Annotated in this window: 11 protein-coding genes; 7 read left to right on the plus strand and 4 right to left on the minus strand. The window is 71.1% G+C overall.

Annotated elements, in window-relative coordinates:
* Positions 1–9: 9 nt before the first annotated feature.
* The gene (locus tag WBN91_RS18570) at positions 10–1,122 is read left to right on the plus strand and encodes a S1 family peptidase (protein WP_337725024.1); all 1,113 of its coding nucleotides are present in this window, start codon (positions 10–12) and stop codon (positions 1,120–1,122) included.
* Here the strand turns inward: WBN91_RS18570 and WBN91_RS18575 are convergent.
* Complete coding sequence (locus WBN91_RS18575; RefSeq protein WP_337725025.1) at positions 1,119–4,142, minus strand: AfsR/SARP family transcriptional regulator; 3,024 nt, start codon at positions 4,140–4,142, stop codon at positions 1,119–1,121. The genes WBN91_RS18570 and WBN91_RS18575 overlap by 4 nt on opposite strands.
* A gap of 291 nt (positions 4,143–4,433) precedes the next feature.
* On the minus strand, positions 4,434–4,895 hold the full coding sequence (locus WBN91_RS18580; protein ID WP_337725026.1) for a VOC family protein: 462 nt from the start codon (positions 4,893–4,895) through the stop codon (positions 4,434–4,436).
* Between the two features lie 150 nt (positions 4,896–5,045).
* On the opposite strand from WBN91_RS18580, the gene WBN91_RS18585 reads away from it, so the two are divergent.
* From WBN91_RS18585 to WBN91_RS18600, 4 genes are all read left to right on the plus strand, one after another.
* Positions 5,046–5,807 carry a TIM barrel protein gene (locus WBN91_RS18585; protein ID WP_337725027.1) on the plus strand — a complete coding sequence of 254 codons (762 nt, stop codon included), beginning with the start codon at positions 5,046–5,048 and terminating at the stop codon, positions 5,805–5,807.
* 73 nt (positions 5,808–5,880) lie between these two features.
* On the plus strand, positions 5,881–6,726 hold the full coding sequence (locus tag WBN91_RS18590) for a maleylpyruvate isomerase family mycothiol-dependent enzyme (protein ID WP_337725028.1): 846 nt from the start codon (positions 5,881–5,883) through the stop codon (positions 6,724–6,726).
* Positions 6,727–6,768: 42 nt separating this feature from the next.
* Positions 6,769–8,154 carry a 3' terminal RNA ribose 2'-O-methyltransferase Hen1 gene (locus WBN91_RS18595; protein ID WP_337725029.1) on the plus strand — a complete coding sequence of 462 codons (1,386 nt, stop codon included), beginning with the start codon at positions 6,769–6,771 and terminating at the stop codon, positions 8,152–8,154.
* The gene (locus tag WBN91_RS18600) at positions 8,154–10,640 is read left to right on the plus strand and encodes a polynucleotide kinase-phosphatase (RefSeq protein WP_337725030.1); all 2,487 of its coding nucleotides are present in this window, start codon (positions 8,154–8,156) and stop codon (positions 10,638–10,640) included. Before WBN91_RS18595 ends, WBN91_RS18600 begins: the two co-directional genes overlap by 1 nt.
* A 27-nt stretch (positions 10,641–10,667) precedes the next feature.
* Here WBN91_RS18600 and WBN91_RS18605 read toward each other — a convergent pair whose 3' ends face one another.
* Both WBN91_RS18605 and WBN91_RS18610 read right to left on the minus strand, forming a co-directional pair.
* Positions 10,668–13,814: a S8 family peptidase gene (locus WBN91_RS18605; protein WP_337725031.1), complete on the minus strand. Its 3,147-nt coding sequence runs from the start codon at positions 13,812–13,814 to the stop codon at positions 10,668–10,670.
* Between the two features lie 89 nt (positions 13,815–13,903).
* Complete coding sequence (locus WBN91_RS18610; protein WP_337725032.1) at positions 13,904–14,422, minus strand: hypothetical protein; 519 nt, start codon at positions 14,420–14,422, stop codon at positions 13,904–13,906.
* Positions 14,423–14,583: 161 nt separating this feature from the next.
* Between WBN91_RS18610 and WBN91_RS18615 the strand changes: the two genes are divergently transcribed.
* Positions 14,584–15,858 (plus strand): FAD-dependent oxidoreductase, encoded by a 1,275-nt coding sequence (locus tag WBN91_RS18615; protein ID WP_337725033.1) that lies wholly within the window; start codon positions 14,584–14,586, stop codon positions 15,856–15,858.
* A gap of 159 nt (positions 15,859–16,017) precedes the next feature.
* Positions 16,018–17,469 (plus strand): DHA2 family efflux MFS transporter permease subunit, encoded by a 1,452-nt coding sequence (locus tag WBN91_RS18620; protein WP_337725034.1) that lies wholly within the window; start codon positions 16,018–16,020, stop codon positions 17,467–17,469.
* Positions 17,470–17,637: the final 168 nt, after the last annotated feature.

Consider the following 17,637-nt stretch of genomic DNA (forward strand, 5'->3'; position numbering starts at 1 on the left):
CTGGAGAGCATGATGCGCATCCCCCGCCGCCTCGGGACGGCCGTGGTGGCCACCGGGTTGGCCCTGACCTCCCTGCTCACGGCCCCCGCCGCCCAGGCGGAGCCGCTCGGCGACCCCGACCGCGCCGCCGCGCTGGCCGCCGACGCCGCCGCCGACCGCGCGACCGAGGTGGCCGCCGAACTCGGCGACACCCGGACCGCGGGCGTCTACCACGACGACGACGGCCGGCTGGTCGTGGGCGTCACCGACGAGGCCGCCGCCCAGACCGTCCGCGACGCCGGCGGCACGCCGCAGCTGGTCGCCAACAGCACCGCGGCCCTCACCGCCATCCACGCCGAGTTCGACCAGCTCGCGGGCATCGCCAACACCTCGTGGGGCGTGGACGCCAGCACCAACAGGGTCGCCGTGGAGATCCACGAGGGCGTCTCGCCCGCCGATCAGGCCCGCCTGGCCACGCTGGCCGCCCGCCACGCCGGCGCGGTCAGCGTCGAGCACCTGCCCGGCAAGATCGAGAGCACCGCCTACGACATGCGCGGCGGCGTCGGCATCGTCTCCGGCCAGCGCCTGTGCAGCGCCGGGTTCAACGTGGCCAACTCGTCGGGCAAGAAGTTCATGATCACGGCCGGGCACTGCATGATCGGCGGCCACTACGACTGGGACCGGTACTCCGGCGGCCACTTCCTGGGCCGCATGACCAGCTTCCAGTACGAGCCGGGTGACTGGGCGGTCGTGGAGTACCGGGCGTCCAACATCAGCCCGCTCGGCATGGTCCAGTACCGCGACGGCTCGGCCCACCAGATCACCGGCTCCCGCTGGGTTCGCGACGGCGAGTCGGTGAAGCGCACTGGCACCATCAGCCAGGACTTCGTGGGCAAGGTGCTGGACCCGAGCGTGACGGTGAACTACGACGGCGGCGTCACCCTCCGCAAGATGATCAAAACCAGCCTGTGCTCCAGGAAGGGAGACAGCGGCGGACCGCTGTTCTCCGGCGAGACGGCCCTGGGCATCTCGTCGGGCGGCAACGACGTCCTGAGCCCGTGCAGCGACGGCGTCAGCAACCGCCGGTCGTACTACCAGCCGTTGCAGGCGGTCCTGATCGACAAGGGCCTGCGCGTGTACTAGGCCCGGACGGCGTCGAGCGTCCGGCTGACGCGGGCGGCCAAGAGCCGGTAGCCCGCACGGGTGGCGAGTTCGGCGGCCTGGTCTGCGCACCCCCCGGCGCGGTCCCGGTCGCCGAGCGCCAGTCGCGCCGCGGCCAGCCCGGCCAGGGCGGCGGTCTCGCACCACGTGAAGCTCGTCTCGCGGGCGATGTCCAAGGCGCGCTGGAAGTGCTCGGCCGCCTCACCCGGTGAACCCGACCGCAGGCACACCTCTCCGAGCGACACCAACGCCCACGCCTCCGTGCCTCGGTCGCCGATCACGTGCGTGAGCCGCACAGCCTCCATCGCATCCGCCCGCGCGTCATCACTGGCCCGCCCCTCGCCGCCACCAGTCCGTCCGTCACCGCCGGCTCGTCCGTCACCACCCGCGGCCGGCAGCGCTCGCGCCTCACCGCCGGCGGTCAGCAGCGCCCGTCCGGACAGCGCGGCGGCCTCGCCGTAGTGGTAGCCCAGCTCCCGGTTGGCGGCCAGCGCCCGCTCGTAGAACTCCGCCGCCGCGACCCGGTCGTCCCGGTCTCGGTGCACGTTGCCCAAATCCACCAACAGAACAGCCACGCTGAACCGGGCACCGCCGCGCTCGGCCAGGTCCAGCGCCCGCGTGAAGTGCACCAGCGCCTGGTCCAGCTCGCCGATCTGCTCGTAGGCGAACCCCACGTTGGCCAGGGCCATCGAGACGGCACCCGGCGGGGTCGGGTGGTCCTCGGTCAGCCGCAGGCACTCCAGTCCGCGCCGGATCGCCTCGCGCGGCTCGCCCAACCGCTGGTGGACGGCGCTGAGGTTGTTCAGCACGGCGATCTGACCCTCGGGCCACGCGTCGGCCAACCCCTCCCGCAGCACCGTCGTCAGGTGCCCGCGGGCCTCGTCGTACCGGCCGCTGTTCACGCAGGCCAGGGCGATGCTCAGGTGCATCGCGGTCTGCGGCTGGGGCGCGCCGGCGGCCTGCGCGGCGACCAGGCCCCGGGTCGCGACCCGGATCCACTCGGTGCGGTGGCCCCGGTGGTGGAAGTAGGCGCGCAGGGCGTCGGCGATGTGCCAGGCGAACTCGTGGGGGCCGTGCTCGGCCGCGTGCTCGACCGCGGCGGCGACGTTCGGCCACTCCTCGTCCAGCCACGCCAGGGCTTCGTCGGCGTCGGCGAAGACCTCCGCCGCCTCGCGCGGCAGGCGCAGGAAGTGCGGGATCAGCAGGCGTCCGGTGGCGTCGGAGGCGGTCAGGTAGTGCTCGAACAGCCGCCGGCGGGCGGTGTCGCGGTCCTCCGGGCGTTCGTCGGCGAGCACCTGGCGGGCGGCGTACCAGCGCAGCAGGTCGTGGAAGCGGTAGCGGCCGGGTTGGTGGCGCTCGACCAGGTTCGCGGCGGCCAGCGCCTTGAGCCGCTGTTTCGCTTGCGGGACGGGGGTTCCCGTCAGCGCTGCCGCCTGGCGGTCGGTGAAGGTCTGGCCCGGGACCAGGGACAGCCGCCGGAACAACCGCCGGTGCTCGGCCCCGACCGCGCGGTAGGACAGGGCGAACGCCGTCGTCACCGCGCTCTCCTCGGCCCCGTCGACGCTCAGCCCGGTCAACGGGTCGCCCTCGGCCAGTTCCCGGGCCAGGTCGGCGATCCCGGGCACGTCGCCGTCGCTGAGGTTCGCCGCCGCCAGGCGCAGCGCCAGCGGCAGGTGCCCGCACAGCCGGGCCAGCTCGGCGGCCTCGGACGCCGGCACGGGACCGCCCAGCACGGCCTCCAGCAGGCGGCGCGAGTCCTCCTCGGGCAGCACGCCCACGGTCAGCGCCCGCGCGCCGCAGCGGGCGATCAGGTCGCCCAGCCGCAGCCGGCTCGTGACCAGCACCGTGCCCGAGGGCGGCAGCAGCGGGACGACCTGGCCGCTGTCGCGGGCGTTGTCCAGCACGAGCAGCACGTGCCGGTCGGCCAGCCGCGACCGCCACAGCGCGAACTGCTCGTCCGGGTCGGGCGGGATCGCGCGCGGGTCGGTGCCCAGGGCGCGCAGCAGGTGGGTCACGGCGACGGCGGGGCGCAGCGGCTCGTGCTCGGCGTCGAAGCCGCGCAGGTCCACGTACAGCTGGCCGTCGGGGAAGCGGTGCCGGGCGCGGTGCGCCCAGCGGACGGCCAGCGCGGTCTTGCCCACACCCGCGATGCCGGTCAGCACGTGGACGTCGCAGCCGTCCCCGGCCTGGTCCAGCAGGGCCAACTCGGCGGTGCGACCGGCGAACCCGCGCACGTCGTGCGGCAATTGGGCAGGCCGCACCTGTTCCCGCGCCGTTCCGTCCTCGTCGGCCAGGATGGTCGCTTCCAGCCGTTTCAAGTCCGGCGACGGGTCCAGCCCGGCGTCCTCGGCCAGACGGGTGCGCAGCGCGCGGTAGGCGTGGAGGGCGTCGTCGGTGCGACCGTCGCGGTGCAGGGTGAGCATGAGCTGCCCGACGAACCGCTGCCGTGACGGGTGCGCGGCGACCAGCGCGGTCAGCTCGGCCAGGACGTCCCTCCCGCGCCCCAGCCGCAACTGCGCGTCGATGCGGTCCTCTAAGGCCGTCCACCGGGCCTCCTCGACACCGGCGAGCAGCCGCCGCGCGGTCTCCGGCGCGGCCACGTCCGCCAGCGGCTCGCCCCGCCACAGCGCCAAAGCTTCGTCGAACAGCAGCACGGCTTTCTCGTCGTCGGCCTCGCGAGCGCGGGCGGCCAGCCGGTGGAACCGGTGCAGGTCAACGTCTTCGGGGTCGACGCGCAGCACGTACCCCGCGCCCTCGGACCGCAACTCCGGCCCGCCGGCCCGGAACGCCGCCCGCAGCCGGGACACCAGCGTCTGCACGGTGTTGCGGGCGCTCATCGGCGGGTCGTCGGGCCAGAGCAGGTCGGTGATCCGGTCGCGCGGCACGGTGCGTCCGGGTTCGAGCAGGAGGACCGCCAGGAGCAGACGTTGCTTGCGGGAGCCGAGATCGAGCCGCGCCCCGTCCGCCCACGCCTCCACGGCGCCCAAGACCCGGAACTCCACTCCGGTACCTCCCCCTTGTTGCAAGTCTACTGCAAGTCAGGTCGCCGACCATGTCGCGCAGCACTCATGAGGGGAGATGCGCGACATGCGCAAAAAGTTGCTTTCGCTCCTGGCGTTACCCGTTTTCCTGGCCGTCTCGCCCCGCCGGCGGCGACCCGGGGCTACGCTTGCCGCATTCGTGGGCGGCATCCGCGCTCGCGGCGGTCGGGCTGGAGATGCACGAAGCCGCCGAGCGCTTCCTGGAGGAGTGCTTCGGTCAGGGGATGCGCCTCGGCGGCTTGGCTTTCGGGGTCAGTCCAGGCAGAACTCGTTGCCCTCCGGGTCCTGCATGACGATGAAGCCGGCTTCCATCGGAGGGCTGGGTTCGTGGCGGCGGAGGCGGGTCGCGCCCAGGCCCACCAGTCGCTCGCACTCGGCTTCCAGGGCCGCCATGCGCTCCTCGCCCTGGAGGCCGGGGGCGGCGCGGAGGTCCAGGTGGACTCGGTTCTTGGCGACCTTGTCCTCCGGGACCTTTTGGAAGAACAGGCGGGGGCCTTCGCCGGTGGGGTCTTCGATCGCCGAGCGGGTGTTGCGTTGGTCTTCCGGGACGCCCAGGCGGGACAGGAAGTCGTCCCAGGCCGCCAGGGGGTCTGCGCCTTCGGGCAGTGTCACGCCGGGTGGGGCTGGGTGGACGTAGTCCAGGGCGTCGCGCCAGAAGGTGGACAGGGCGGCGGGGTCGTGGGCGTCGAAGGTGATCTGGATCTGACGGCTCATGGGACCACTGTCGCACTCTTTGCGGTCAGGTGCTGTCCTCGATTCCTGCCGATCGGGGAAAGGTGATGGGGCGTGGCGAGTTGTTGCCAGGTGGCTGGTTGTGTGTGATTGAGTGCGTTAACGTGCGGTCCTGAGTGACTGGGGGTCTGCATGTACGAGTTGTCCGCCAATCTGGAGTGGCTCTTCGGGGAGCGGGACGGGGTGGCTGAGCGGGTGAAGGCCGCGGCTGACCTTGGGGTGCCTGCTGTGGAGATCTGGGGGTGGCGGGGGCGGGACGTGGGCGGGCTGGAGCTTGCGTTGCGGGAGACCGGGGTTGTGTTGCAGACGATGTGTGTGGACCCGATGGGGACCCTGGTCGACCCGGGCACGCACGACGTGTTTCTCGAGGCGGTGGGGGAGTCGGCGGCTCTTGCCGATCGGCTGGGGTGTCCCTACCTGGTGATCACGGTCGGGAACGAGCGGGATGGGGTGTCTCGGCAGGAGCAGCGGCGGGCTGTGGTGGATGGCTTGCGGCAGGCTGCGGAGGTGTTGGACGGGTATGAAGCCGTATTGCTGCTGGAGAATCTGAACTCGCGGGTGGACCACGTGGGGACGTTTCTCGACTCGACCGTCGAGTGCCTGGACATCGTGGACGAGGTCGGGTCGCCGCACGTGAAGATGCTCTACGACCACTACCACTCGTTGGTGATGGGGGAGCGGCCTGAGGTGGTGTTGGCTGGGCGGGTTGATCGGGTGGGGCACGTGCAGACGGCTGATGTGCCGGGGCGGCATGAGCCGGGGACCGGCACGGTCGACTGGGCGCATGAGCTGAGTGTGCTGCGGGATCTTGGGTACAGCGGGCGGATCGGGTTGGAGTGCATGCCGACCGTGGGGACCGTGGAGGCGTTGGAGTACATCCGCGGGCTCGTCTGAAGTCCGCAACAACGGAGAAGTCCGACCATCCATCACGCTGTTATGGTTCAACGGCGACGATGGGGGTGGGCGCGTGGCCGACCAAGTGGCAGTGGTGCGTGAGGTGTTGCCAGGGGTGGCGCGGAGGTTTGCCGAGATGGTGGCCGGGGCGCCGCCGTTGGTGAAGGCGACTGACGACTGGACTGTCGCGGACACCATCGCCCACGTGAACTCGATCGCCACCATGTACACGGCGATACTCACGCCTGAAGGCGGGACGGTACCGGTCAAGCAGCTTGCCGATCGGGTGCGTTCGGTCACGGTCGATACGGTCGCCGATTTGAACAGCATGGCGTTGCGGCACTTCGCGGACCGTGACCACAAAAGGCTGTCGGACAACCTGAAGTCCACTGTGGACAATCTGCTGGAGATGACCGAAGGCACGGACCACGAGCGGCCGATCCCCTGGTTGGGGGACTCGCGGGTGCCGGTCGGGGGCGTGCTGGCCCATCTGGTCAACGAAATGTTGGTCCACGGCTGGGACATCGCCCGTGCCCTGCGTGCGCCGTGGCCGATGCCGGTCCGTGAAGCCGCGCCCTTCTTCGACCTCTTCATCGTCGGCATGATCCGCAACGGCACCGGCAAGCTCCTCGACGGCCCGCCGCCCAGCGACCGACGCATCGCGGTCGCCTTCCGGTCGCGCCACACCACACCGGTCACGCTGGTGCTGCACCGGGGACACGTGACCGTCGAGGACGAAAAGGCCGACGTGCGGGTCCGGTTCGACCCGGCCACGTTGAACCTCCTCCTGTTCGGCCGGGTCAGCCGGCTGAAAGCGGGGCTGAGCGGGAAGCTGATCGTCTCCGGGAAGAGGCCCTGGCTGCTGCCGGAGTTCTTGAGGACGGTCCGGCTGCCCACCAACGCCCAGCCGTTGTCGTAAATCAGCCGCGCGCGAGCGGCCGAGTCGGTCACACTTCCGTGCGTGTTGCTGACCTTGACCACGACCCACCAGCCGGCCACCGACCTGGGACACCTCCTGCACAAGCACCCCGACCGGGCGCAGGAGTTCCGGACCTCGGCGGGGACCGCGCACGTCTTCTACCCGCGCGCCGACGACCAGGAGTGCACCGTCGCGCTGCTCCTGGAGGTCGACCCCGTCGCGCTGGTGCGAGGTCCCGGCAGCACGCTCACCCAGTACGTCAACGACCGCCCGTACGTCGCCGGTTCGCTGTTCACCGTCGCCCTGGGCTCGGTGTTCCGCACGGCCATGAACGGGCGCAGCCAGTCGCGCGCCGAGCTGGCGGCCACGCCGATCCCGTTGCGGGTTCACATCCCCGTGCTGCCGTTCGCGTTGGTGGACCGACTTTTCACCCCGCTGGGCTGGGCCTCCGAGGTCGAACCGATCCCGCTGACCGACGGCACGGACTCCCGCTACGGAGCCGTGACGCTGACCGGCACCCTGAAGCTGTCGGACGCGCTGAAGCACCTCTACGTCCTGCTGCCCGTCCTCGACGGCAGCAAGCACTACTGGGTGGACGACGACGAGGTCGAAAAGCTGCTGCGCGCCGGTGACGGCTGGCTGTCGACCCACCCCGACCGCGAGCTGATCACCACCCGGTACCTGGCGCGCAAGAGGCCGCTGGTGGAGTCGGCGCTGGCGCGGCTGGCCGACCTCGACGACGTCGAGCCGGAGGACCTGGACAACGCGCTGGCCGAGCCCACGATCGCCGAGCGCAAGGTCTCGCTGGCCGTGCAGCGGCGGGACGCGGTGGTGGCGGCGTTGAAGGCGGCCGGGGCGCGGCGGGTGCTGGACCTCGGGTGCGGTGGTGGCGCGTTGCTGCGCGCGCTCGTGCAGGTGCCCGAGTTCACCGACATCCACGGCGTGGACGTGTCGGCGAAGGCGTTGCAGGAGGCGGCGCGCAAGCTGCGGCTGGACCGCATGCCCGACCGGCAGCGGCAGCGGATCGTGCTGCGCCAGTCGTCGCTGACCTACGCCGACCCGGCGCTGGCCGGGTACGACGCGGCGGTGCTGATGGAGGTCGTCGAGCACCTGGACCCGGTGCGGCTGCCCGCGCTGGAGCACTCGGTGTTCGTCGTGGCCCGGCCCCGGACCGTGCTGGTGACCACGCCGAACGTCGAGTACAACGCGTTGTTCGAGACCTTGCCCGCGGGGCAGTTGCGGCACAGCGACCACCGGTTCGAGTGGACCCGGGCGGAGTTCCGCGAGTGGGCGACCGGGGTCGCCGACCGGCGCGGGTACACCGTGTCGTTCGAGCCGATCGGACCCGAGGACCCGGCGCTGGGCGCGCCGACGCAGATGGCCGCCTTCTTCTTGGACGACAACAGCGTGGTGGGGGAGCAGGACTGATGGAGCTGAAGATCCCGGACCTGTGCCTGGTGGTGCTGGTCGGCGCCTCCGGCTCGGGCAAGTCGACGTTCGCGCGCAGGCACTTCGCGCCGACGCAGGTCCTGTCCAGCGACTACTTCCGCGGCCTGGTGGCCGACGACGAGAACGACCAGTCCGCGTCGGGCGCGGCGTTCGACGTGCTGCACTTCGTGGCGGGCAAGCGGTTGGCGGCCGGCCGCACGACGGTGGTCGACGCGACCAACGTCCAGCGGACCGACCGGGCGCAGCTGGTGGAGATCGCGCGTGCGCACGACGTGCTGCCCGTGGCCATCGTGCTGGACCTGCCGGAGGAGGTGTGCCTGGCGCGCAACGCGACCCGGCCCGACCGCGATTTCGGCGCGCACGTCGTGCGCCGGCACCGGACCGCGCTGCGCAAGTCGCTGAAGTTCCTCGCCAAGGAGGGCTTCAAGAAGGTGCACGTGCTGCGCAGCGAGTCCGAAGTGGACGCGGCGACGATCGCGACCGAGCCGCTGTTCAACGACCTGCGGCGCGAGACCGGCCCGTTCGACGTGATCGGCGACGTGCACGGCTGCCGACAGGAGCTGGAGGACCTGCTCGGCGCGCTCGACTACGACCTGGTGCGCGACGCCGAGGGACGCCCGGTGGATGCGGTGCCGCCCGCCGGCCGGCGCGCGGTATTCGTCGGCGACCTGGTCGACCGCGGCCCGGACACGCCGGGCGTGCTGCGGCTGGTGATGGGCATGGTCGAGTCCGGGCACGCGTTCGCCGTGTGCGGCAACCACGAGCAGAAGCTGGTGCGGGCGCTGCGCGGGCGGAACGTGCAGGTCAAGCACGGCCTGGCGGAGTCCCTGGCGCAGTTGTCGGCGGAGACCGAGGAGTTCCGGCGCCGGGCCGAGCGGTTCTGCGACGGCCTGGTGGCGCACTACGTGCTGGACGGCGGTGACCTGGTGGTCGCGCACGCCGGTCTGCCGGAGCGCTACCACGGCCGTGCGTCGGCGCGGGTGCGCAGCTTCGCCCTGTACGGCGACACGACCGGCGAGACCGACGAGTACGGCCTGCCGGTGGGCTACCCGTGGGCGACCGAGTACCGCGGCCGGGCGACCGTCCTTTACGGACACACGCCCACGCCGGAAGCGGAGTGGATCAACAACACCATGTGCCTGGACACCGGCGTGGTGTTCGGCGGCAAGCTGACGGCCCTGCGCTACCCGGAGCGCGAGGTCGTGTCGGTCCCGGCGCACAAGGTCTGGTACGAGCCGGTCCGCCCGCTCGTGGCGACGACGCCGGACCGCGAGCCGGACGTGCTCGCGCTCGACGACGTGGCCGGCCGCCGCACGATCGAGACCGCGCACCGGGGCCGGATCACCGTGCGGCCGGAGCAGGCCGCGTCCGCGCTGGAGGTGATGAGCCGCTTCGCGATCGACCCGCACCGCCTGCCCTACCTGCCGCCGACGATGGCGCCGACCGCGACCTCGAAGCGGCCGGACGTGCTGGAGCACCCGGAGGACGCCTTCGCCGAGTACCGGGCGGCGGGCGTGCGCGAGGTGATCTGCGAGGAGAAGCACATGGGCTCGCGGGCGGTCGTGCTGGTGGGCAAGGACTCCGGCGCGGTCTACACGCGGACCGGTCGGCCGTTCTTCGGCGGCGAGCTGGGGGAGGAGTTGCTGGCACGCGTGCGGTCGGCGGTGACCGACGCCGGCTTCTGGGCGGAGTTCGACACCGACTGGCTGCTGCTGGACGCGGAGCTGATGCCGTGGAACGCCAAGGCCACCGGCCTGATCCGGGACCAGTACGCGGCCGTCGGCGCGGCGGCGGTCGGCGCTCTGACACCGGCGGCGGACGTGCTGCGGGTGGCCGCCGCGCGGGGCGTGGACGTGTCGGACCTGTTGGCGCGCACCACGTCCCGCCTGGCCAACGCCGTGGGCTACCGCGACGCCTACGAGCGCTACTGCTGGCCGACCACGGGCCTGGACGGCGTGCGCCTGGCCCCGTTCCAGCTGCTCGCCACGGCCGGCCGCACCTACCACGACCGCTCGCACCTGTGGCACCTGGAGACCTTGGCACGCCTGGATTCGCCGCTGTTCACCCGAACCCGGCACCTGGTGGTCGACACCGGGGACGCCGAGTCGGTGGCGGCGGGTGTGCGGTGGTGGGAGGACCTGACCGCGGTCGGCGGGGAGGGCATGGTCGTCAAGCCGTTGGCGAACCTGGTCCGCGGTGAGCGTGGTCTGGTGCAGCCGGGCGTGAAGGTGCGCGGCCGGGAGTACCTGCGGATCATCTACGGCCCGGACTACACCGAGCCGGAGAACCTGGAACGCCTGCGGCAGCGGGGCTTGGGCGCCAAGCGCTCGCTGGCGTTGCGCGAATACGCCCTGGGTTTGGAGGCACTGGAACGGGCTGCGCGCGGGGAGCCGTTGTGGCGTGTCCACGAGTGCGTGTTCGCGGTGCTGGCCCTGGAGTCGGAGCCGGTCGACCCGCGACTGTGAAGTCCGTGGGCCGACCGGCTCGGCACCTTACCTCAGGGCGTAGGCCCGGATGATGGTTTGGTGCTGGGCGTTGCCGTCGGCGTCGGTGACTCGGGAGCGCAAGGACACGAACTTCGCGTCCGTCGGGTGGAAGGCGAGTGCCGTCCACTGCACGCGGTCACGGGTCACCGGCGCCCGGTGCCAGGTAACGCCATCGTCGTAGGAGATCTCGACGGTCGGCGTGTTCACGCGGCTCGGGTCGGTGGTGCCGTTGCGCTGCACGTACAGCGGGATCCGGAACGGCCTGCCCGCCGAGGCCGCGTTGGTGTTGTCCAGGTTCGGGGTGAAGCGGGCGGCGAGGAGCGGGATCAGGGTCGGGGTGTCCGTTCCGTTGCCCTCGCTCGTGAAAGTCCACTCAGAGGTGACCTTTGTAGACAGTCGTGCGTACGATGAACGGTCCGCGGTCGTGCTCAGCGTGTACTGCCCCCGTTCCGGGGCGACCTTGAAGACGCCCAGGCCCGCAGCCGGGTACTCGCCCACCACCTTCCCATCCCTGGACAGGGTGGTGGTGCCTTCGGCGTTGGCGGAACCGGCACGGCCCCGGCCGTTGTCGGTGAACATCGGCACGACGAAACGGGTGTAGTCGCCGATGCGGGCCGCGAAGTACAACGGGCTGTCGAGGCCGGTGGGGAAGGCCGGGCCGAAGACACCGGTGTTCCAGCGTTCCGCCGTCGTCCGCCCGAGGGGGAAGCTGCGCGGGCGGATCTGGTCGACCACGGACACGTAGTCGAAACGCTCCGGGTCCACCATTTCGATGAACTGGCCGTCCCACTGCACGTCGGGCGTGTAGTACTCGGTCAGCGTGCTCGGCAGGGGCAGCACCAGGAAGTTCTCCCGGAACCCGACGACACCGGGGTTGGCCGCCGCGTGCTCGGACCGCACCTTCGCCAGGTCGGCGTCACGGTACCGCCACTGGAGGTCCTGCGGGATGGCGCCGTTCTCGGTGTGCCGCAAGTGGTACAGGTACGGGCTGCCGTCGAAGGACTTGCCGTTCCACTCACCCAGCCTGGCCTCGGCGGTGAACGTGAAGCGGTCCTTCGCGGAGGTGGTGGAGGGCTTGAAGGTGAAGTAGTCGTAGTCCCGGATGTAGGTGGTGTAGCTCAGCTCGCCCCACGCCGTCTTCATCAGGAACCGGTACTGCGCGCTGCCGGTCTTCGCGTTGGGCTGGTCCGTGGCGAATCCGACCGGCTTGCCCTGCCGGGCGTCCAGGACGACCTCGGTGTCCCCGGTGATGACGATCGAAGGCTCCACGAACTCCGTGTTGCGGTACTGGCGCTCGCCCACCTGGGTCTGCACGAAACCGTTGAGGTAGAACTCGCCCTTGGGCACGCGGGTCACCACCGTGCCGGACGGGTCGTGGCCGGTGTGGCTCTCGCGCTTGTTCACGTCCACGAAGCTGAAGTAGTACATGTCGGTCGCGGACCCGTTGTGGTCCAAGGCCTTCACGGTCACGTTGTAGCTCTCGACCTCACGGGTCAACGTGATCGGCGTGCGCACGGTCCGAGTACCGGTCGCCGTGATCACGCCTTGGTAGACGCCGTCCGGAGCCTCGACGCGGGTGTCCACGGTGGCGGTCGTGCTCACCGTGCCGCCGGCGGGCACGGTCAGGCGGGCCGGGGAGAAGGTGAACATGCCTTGCGGGGCAGGGGTTCCTTGCGGACCGGTGACCTCGGCGGCGAGGCCGAGGGTGACCGGTTCGGAGCCGGTGTTGGTGTAGGTGACGGTCTTCGTGATGGGCTGGTCGTCGTGGTGCGGCCACTGCACCGAACCCAGGCTGAAGCTGCCCGTGTCGGCGAACACGGTGGAGGCGGCGGCGGTACCCAGGTCCACCCGGCCCGCGCCCTGGTCGGCCAGGTCGCCGTTCGGCTTGGCGGTGCCCATCAACGCGGCCTTGAGCTGCTCGGGACGCCAGTCCGGGTGCTGCCCGGCCAGCACGGCCGCCGCGCCGGCGACGTGCGGGGTGGCCATCGACGTGCCGGACAGCGTGGTGTGACCGCCGCCGGCCTTGGCCGCCGTGATCTCCACGCCGGGCGCGGTGAGGTCGGGCTTGAGCACGCCGTCCACGCGACCCCGGCTGGAGGAGGTCGCGAGCCGGTCGGACTTGTCCACCGAACCGACCGTCAGCGCGGCGTCGGCGGCGCCGGGACTGCCGATCAGGCCACCGGAGTTGCCCGCCGCGATCACGAACAGGGTCCCGGTCTCGGCGGTGATCCGGTTGACGGCCTGCGAGAGCGGGTCGGTGCCGTCGCTGGGCATGGGCGAGCCGAGGCTCATGTTGACCACGTCGGCGCCGTTGGCGGCGGCCCACTCCATGCCCGCGATGATCCAGGAGTCCTGGCCGTAGCCGCGGTCGTCGAGCACCTTCCCGTTGAGCAGCTTGGTGTCCGGCGCGACCCCCTTGTACTGCGCGCCGTTGCCGGTGATGGTCGAGGCGACGTGCGTGCCGTGCCCGACCCGGTCGTCGGCGGTGTCGGAGTCGGTGAAGTTCTGCGCTCCCACCACGGCGTCGGACAGGTCCGGGTGCTCCGCGTCCACGCCGGTGTCCAGCACGGCGACGGTCGTCCCCGCGCCCGTGTGCCCGGCGGCCCACGCCTCCGGCGCACCGATCTGCGGCACGGACTTGTCGAGTTGCGCGCGCACCCGACCGTCGAGCCAGATGTGCTCGGCATCCTTTGCGACGGCCCAGAAATCAGCGTTCCGTTCCACTGACACCGCCGCCGCTCCCAACGCCGGCAGCGCACGCCCGGTCGCCTCGGCCCGCGGGTGGTCCACGATCAGCGGCAGCCGGTCGCGCGAGGCGTCGTCGTAGCCCGCGCGCACCAACTCGGTGACGTTGAACAGGCGCGGGTCGAGCTTCCCGCCGGCCAGTCCCGCCACCGCGTCCAACGGCACGACGTGCAGGTCGCCGCGGACGTCGGTCCGGGACGTGAACCCGATGCGCTCACGCCCCTTCGCGGCCTTGACCGCCACCCCGTCCGAGCCGCCCAGCGTGACCTTGTCCCCGGTGACCAAGGTGACCGTCGGCCCCGACGGCACCACGCCGACGTCGGCCACGGCTTCGACCGGCACCACCACCACCACACCCGCGACGAGCGCCACGGCGAGCAGGCTCGACCGAGTCCCCCAGTGGGTCATCAACCCTCCAGCAACCACGCGACGACACCTGACCGGTCGCCACTTCCGGAGAGCAGTACGAGATCGACCCCGGTTCGCGTTGCCCGGTATCAGTACGTGTGGGGGTACTGCGGCGTCCGCGCCGCTTGCCGTCGCAGGTACCGGAGCACCAAGACGATCACGAGGACGACCACGCCACCGAACAGCACCAGCAAGAACGCGGCGATTCCGACGGTCCACTTGAGCACGATGTTCGGGTCGAACTCGACCTCGCGCGGCCCGAAGCGGGTCTCCAGCTCAGCGGCGGTGGCGCGGTAGTTCTTCCCTCCGTCCGTGGTGAGGTTGAGCGCGTCCACCACGGCCGGGTAGGTGTCCCACACCATGCGGGCGACCTCCTCCTCACCGCCGCCGTCCGGACCACCGAACGCGTAGACGATCACGGTGTCGACACCGTCGAAGTTGGGGTCGACACTCTCGCTGAAGCTGTGGATGACCTTCACATCGTGGTATCCGGCCGCGGAGATGCGTGCGGAAAGGTCCTCCACCGCGTTCAGCTCGGCGCACCCGGAGGCGACCAGCAGGCACAGCAGCAACACGGTCAGCAAGCGTCGGTCGGTCCGCAGCCGCAACGAAATCTCCCCCTAGCGCTCCAGCCGGGCGATCGGCCGTGCCGTCACCCGAATGGAGCCTACGTCCAGCACGGAGGGCGGAGCGTTGCGGCCGGTGGAGATCACACAGGACGGCACTCCGGGAGAAGCGGACGCTGTGCCCGTCGTGCGACCGTCACACGATGGGGCGGCATGCGGTGGTGCTCGGCGGCAGCATGGGTGGTCTGCTGGCCGCGCGGGCGTTGGTGGGGCACTACGAACGGGTCACGGTCGTCGACCGGGACACCTTCCCGGCCGGGCCGGAGCACCGGAAGGGCGTGCCGCAGGGCAAACACTTCCACACGGTGCTGCTGCGCGGCGCGGAGGTGCTGGACCGGATGTTCCCGGGGCTGGTGGACGACTTCGTCGCGGAGGGCGTGCCGCGGTCGAACTTCGTGCGCGAAGCGACCTTCGTGCTCAACGGGCAGCAGATGGTGCGCACCGACACGGGCGCCTCGGCGATCCAGCTCACCCGGCCGCTGCTGGAGGGCACGATCCGGTCGCGCCTGGCCTCATACCGGGGCGTCAAGGTCGTCGACGGGCACGAGGTGCTGGACCCGGTGTTCGACGGCGACCGCGTGACCGGCGTGCGCACCAGTGCCGGCGTGCTGGAGGCCGACCTCGTCGTGGACGCCCTCGGGCGCGGCGGCCGGAGCCTGAAGTGGCTGGCTGAACGGGGTTTCCCGGTGCCCGCCGAGGACACCATCGAGATCGACACCATGTACGTGAGCCGGCTGGTGCGGCCCAAGGTGCCCTACCGGGACAAGCTCGTGCTGGTCGGTCCGGTGCCGGGGCGTCCGACCGGGTTCGCGTACGCGGCCCAGGAGGGCGACCGCTGGATGCTGACCGTGGTCGGCATGGGGGGTCAGCACCCGCCGACCGACGAGGAGGGCTTCCTGGCGTTCGTGCGCCGGTCCGCGCCGCCGGAGGTGTTCGAGAGCATCGCCGCGGCCGAACCGCTGACCGAGCTGCGCCCCCACCGGTTCCCGGCCAGCCTGCGCCGCCGGTACGAGCGGGTGCGCCGGTTCCCCGAGGGCCTGCTGGTGTTCGGCGACGCGATGTGCAGCTTCAACCCCATCTACGGGCAGGGCATGACCGTCGCGGCCCTGGAGGCGGAGGCCCTGCGCCGCTGCCTGCGCCAGGGCGAGCACGACCTCGCGCGCCGCTTCTTCCGCGCCGCCGCCAAGATCATCGACCCGGTGTGGCAGCTCAACGCCGGCGGCGACCTGGCGCTCCCCGAGATCCCCGGCCACCGCCCCCTGGCCACTCGAGCGGTCAACCGGTACGTAGCGCGCCTGCAACGCGTGGCCGGCCATGATCCTGTGGTGGCGAAAGCTTTCGTGCGCACGATCGGGTTGCTGGACCCGCCGTCGTCGATGTTCGCGCCGCGCGTGCTGGCCCGGGTCATCAGGGGCTGACCAGCGCGTTTCCCCTCAGTCACCGATCACGCACGCACCGCGACGAGTGCACGTGGTCCGGGAAAATCGCGCGGGGATTGTCGGTGTGCGCCGGTAGTGTTGACGTGTCCGGGCGCAGTGGCCTTGTTCGCGCGCCGCTTTTCTTCTGGGGGACCTCGCATGACTTCCGCTGGTGTGTCCGACGCCGTGGCGCCGCCACCCGTGCTCAGCCGAGCCGACCGCACGGTCATCGGCGTGCTGCTGGTGGCCACGTTCGTGGTCATCCTCAACGAGACCATCATGGGCGTCGCGCTGCCCGTGCTGCTGACCGAGCTGGACGTCACGGCGGCGGTCGGGCAGTGGCTGACGGCCGGCTTCCTGCTGACCATGTCCGTGGTGATCCCGGTCACCGGCTTCCTGATCCAACGCGTGCCCACCCGCGTCCTGTTCGGCGTGGCGATGGGCTTGTTCAGCACCGGCACGCTCATCGCCGCCCTCGCACCGGGCTTCCCGGTCCTGATGGCCGCCCGCGTGGTCCAGGCGTCCGGCACGGCGATCATGCTGCCGCTCCTGATGACCACGGTCATGACCTTGGTGCCCGCCGAACGCCGCGGCGCGGTGATGGGCAACATCTCCATCGTCATCTCCGTGGCACCGGCCATCGGCCCGACGGTGTCCGGCATCGTGCTCGACCTGTGGGGCTGGCGCGCGATGTTCCTGGTCGTGCTGCCGATCTCCCTCGCCGCGATGGCCTTGGGCCTGAAGTGGGTGTCGTCGGTTGGCGAGCGCAGCGACGCGCCGATCGACCCGCTGTCGGTCGTGCTGTCGGTGTTCGGCTTCGGTGGCTTGGTGTACGCCTTGTCCAGCATTGGTCAGCCAGGCGGCTCGGGCTCGATCACGCTGTGGGGATCCCTCGTGGTGGGCGTGCTCGGCATCGTGGCGTTCGTGCTGCGCCAGGTGTCCCTCCAGCGCAAGGAACGGGCCCTGCTGGACCTGCGCACGTTCGGCGTGCGGACCTTCACCATCACCAGCGCGCTGATGATGGTCATGATGGGCCTGCTGCTGGGCGTGGCGACGATCCTGCCCATCTACATGCAGAACGTCCTCCACTTCCAGCCCCTCACCACCGGCCTCCTGCTCCTGCCGGGCGGCTTGCTGATGGGCCTGCTGTCCCCGTTCGTCGGCAGGCTCTACGACAAGGTCGGCCCACGCATCCTCTTGGTGGTCGGCACGGTGGCAACCAGCGCATCCCTGTGGTTCGCGACGACGTTCACCGCGTCCACGCCGGCATGGTCGGTCCTGGCCTTCCACCTGCTCCTGAGCCTCGGCCTGGCCTTCTCCTTCACGCCGCTGTTCTCGGCGGGTCTGGGTTCCCTGCCGATGCGCCTGTACTCCCACGGCAGCGCCGTCTTCGCCACCACCCAGCAACTGGCCGCAGCCGCCGGCGTGGCCCTGCTGGTCAGCGTCATGAGCGCCCGAGCAGCCACCTTGGCCGCCTCGGGCGACACGGACGGCGCAGAAATGGGCGGCGTCCACACGGCAATGCTGCTGGCGGCAGGCTTGTCCGTGGTGGCAATCGTGGGCGCATGGACCATCAAGGGCGGCAAGGCAGAAGCACCAGCCGGCCACTGACACAAGAGACATCCAGGTGCCGGGGAGCCAACGGTTCCCCGGCACCACGTTTTTCAACGCCCAAAGCACACCCCCCCGCCGAAGGGCGTGCTTTCGAAGTAGCTCGCGCAGCAGACCTCCCAACTTGGGCTTCTTCCGTCATCCCCGTATGGCCTGCCCGAAGGGCTA

Source organism: Saccharothrix sp. CCNWYY140, from assembly GCF_037401995.1.
In the GTDB taxonomy this organism is placed as follows: Bacteria; Actinomycetota; Actinomycetes; order Mycobacteriales; family Pseudonocardiaceae; genus Actinosynnema.

What these genes read in the sequence shown, in the direction of transcription:
- WBN91_RS18580 (WP_337725026.1), bottom strand. Translation starts at nt 4,895, where the DNA reads ATGAGCCGTCAGATCCAGATCACCTTCGACGCCCACGACCCCGCCGCC.
- WBN91_RS18585 (WP_337725027.1), top strand. Translation starts at nt 5,046, where the DNA reads ATGTACGAGTTGTCCGCCAATCTGGAGTGGCTCTTCGGGGAGCGGGAC.
- WBN91_RS18620 (WP_337725034.1), top strand. Translation starts at nt 16,018, where the DNA reads ATGACTTCCGCTGGTGTGTCCGACGCCGTGGCGCCGCCACCCGTGCTC.
- WBN91_RS18615 (WP_337725033.1), top strand. Translation starts at nt 14,584, where the DNA reads ATGGGGCGGCATGCGGTGGTGCTCGGCGGCAGCATGGGTGGTCTGCTG.
- WBN91_RS18600 (WP_337725030.1), top strand. Translation starts at nt 8,154, where the DNA reads ATGGAGCTGAAGATCCCGGACCTGTGCCTGGTGGTGCTGGTCGGCGCC.
- WBN91_RS18605 (WP_337725031.1), bottom strand. Translation starts at nt 13,814, where the DNA reads ATGACCCACTGGGGGACTCGGTCGAGCCTGCTCGCCGTGGCGCTCGTC.
- WBN91_RS18570 (WP_337725024.1), top strand. Translation starts at nt 10, where the DNA reads ATGATGCGCATCCCCCGCCGCCTCGGGACGGCCGTGGTGGCCACCGGG.